The sequence below is a fragment of the Methanococcoides seepicolus genome (assembly GCF_023684405.1).
Lineage (GTDB): Archaea > Halobacteriota > Methanosarcinia > Methanosarcinales > Methanosarcinaceae > Methanococcoides > Methanococcoides seepicolus.
Map to the genome: position 1 here is coordinate 1 of NZ_JAGSOI010000123.1, position 2,226 is coordinate 2,226.

At 38.0% G+C, this 2,226-nt stretch carries 2 protein-coding genes; both read left to right on the top strand.

The features are described 5' to 3' along the window. The first annotated feature begins 685 nt into the window (after nucleotides 1–685). On the top strand, nucleotides 686–1,825 hold the full coding sequence (locus KDK67_RS13925; RefSeq protein ID WP_250869449.1) for an SdrD B-like domain-containing protein: 1,140 nt from the start codon (nucleotides 686–688) through the stop codon (nucleotides 1,823–1,825). Nucleotides 1,826–1,921: 96 nt separating this feature from the next. Next, a complete protein-coding gene (locus KDK67_RS14645) occupies nucleotides 1,922–2,104 on the top strand; it encodes a nuclease-related domain-containing protein (protein WP_420846954.1) in 183 nt (60 codons plus the stop codon). The last annotated feature ends 122 nt before the right edge of the window (nucleotides 2,105–2,226 follow it).

Genomic DNA, 2,226 nt, shown 5'->3' on the forward strand with positions numbered 1-2,226 from the left:
GATTAATATCTTTTACAAACCAAGGCGATGATAAACCAAGAGCAATTTGAAGGAGTTCTTTATCTTCCATAATGATTGAATTGGAAGGTATGAATATTAAATTACCCACTCAATGTTGATGAGATCCTAAAGCATTATATCTTTTATGGAGAAAGAGGATTAATAGGTTTGTATTACCCTCATAATTTTACCATTCTCACACTATGGAATGGTAACGTTATCGGACCAATGATTTGATTTAGATTAAACATTGCAATAATGTGTAATTTGATACTACTAACATTACAGAAATTTGCATAACTTGATTTGCAAAATACTTTTTTTGCCTGCATTTGAATGGCGGCACACATTCCATGATGTTTAAACTTTTTGGTTAATACATACCCCAATTCTTAAGGTATTATGTATCTTACTAAAAAAGAGAAGTTCGAATCTTGTCCCTCGCACAATCATTCGGTGTTAGGATTGTGTTTTGCATAAGTATGAATTTACCTAAAGAATTTCTAATATGTGTTTTACTTTGCCCAACTTTTAATTTAAGTGCAACTTTATTTTTTTTGATTTTTTGTAAACATTGTTAACTTTTGGAAAATGTTAGCTAATTAATTTGATATACTAGAATATCAATCATAATATACAAATCGATTTTTTTAATTGAATTGGAATATTTGGAGTGTAGGTATAAATGAAAACTAAAAATATCATAATAATTTGTTTTGCAATGGCTTTAGCTTTAATGACCATTGGAACAGCAGTAGCGGCTGGAGATCCTAATGTCTGCAGAGAGCTTCCAGCAAGTGCCAACCCAGGTGACAAAATAACCGTGATTCTGGACCTTACATTAGTTGGTGCAGATAAGACCGTCATCGAGGACAATGTACCTGCAGGATGGGTAGTAAGCAATCCATCTGATGGTGGATTTATCGTTGGTACAGATACAGTAGCTTGGATAGACCTAGATGCACCAGGTGACAACCAAATAACCTATGATGTCACAATCCCTGGAGATGCAGCACCGGGAACGTACACATTTGGTGGACAGTTCGACCTAGCGGTAGCAGCTCCTGGTGTCCAGCCAATCGACTGTGATACACAGATGGATATCGTTGCAGCACCAGCGATTTACATCGGTGATCTCGTATGGGAGGACCTTAACGGTAACGGTATCCAGGACGCAGGCGAGCCAGGCATTGCTGGTGTGACGGTCAGCCTCTATGACTGTGACGGCAACCTCCTTGATACAACAACAACGAATGCAACTGGAATGTACCAGTTCACCGGTCTTGCACCAGGTGACTACTATGTTGAGTTTGTGGCTTTAGTTGAATACATGTTCAGCCCACAGGATCAGGGTAATGACGATGCAATTGACAGTGATGCAGATCCGACCACAGGCCAGACTGGATGCACCAACCTTGAGTCGGGTGAGAACGATCTTACATGGGATGCAGGAATGTATATGATAGTTCCTGATATGATAGTTCCTGAACTCGATATTGATATCAAACCAGGTTCATTCCCAAATTCCATTAATATGAAAAGCAATGGTGTAATCGCAGTTGCAATATTGACTTCAGCCGACTTTGATGCACTCACTGTAGATGAATCTACTGTGAGGTTTGGTCCAGATGAGGCTGAACAATGCAAAAGAAGGGCAGCAATTGAAGATGTCGATGGAGATGGAGATCTGGATTTGGTGGTTCACTTTAGGGTCAAAGAAACTGGATTAGCTTTAGGGGATACTGAAGCAACTTTGACAGGTGAAACTTATGATGGTGTGTCCATTGAAGGCACCGACTCAGTAAGACTTCTTCATGCAGACTGATTCTGATTCAACATCAGAATCTATTTTTATTATTTCTTAATGGTTACAGAGATTGAGATTTTATAATCCAATCTATTATTATGAGAATCTGTCCAAATCGATCACCTTGTAGTAGATCCTACAGGAGTATTCGTAATTGAGACAAAGAATTGGAGTAATCGTTATACTCAATATGTCTTTAATGATGGATCTTATACTCCATATGACCAGATTCAGAGAAGTGGTTATCTTGTATATCGTTATTTAAACGTAACTATTCAGCCATCCTCACGTATTTGATATAAACTTAGAATACTCAACACAATTCCATCAGTGCTTGATATTGATTTTACCAAAAAACAATATACTATGCCTCTATTTTAGTCACTCCCTGAAATTCAACCTGGTTTTACCAGGCACGA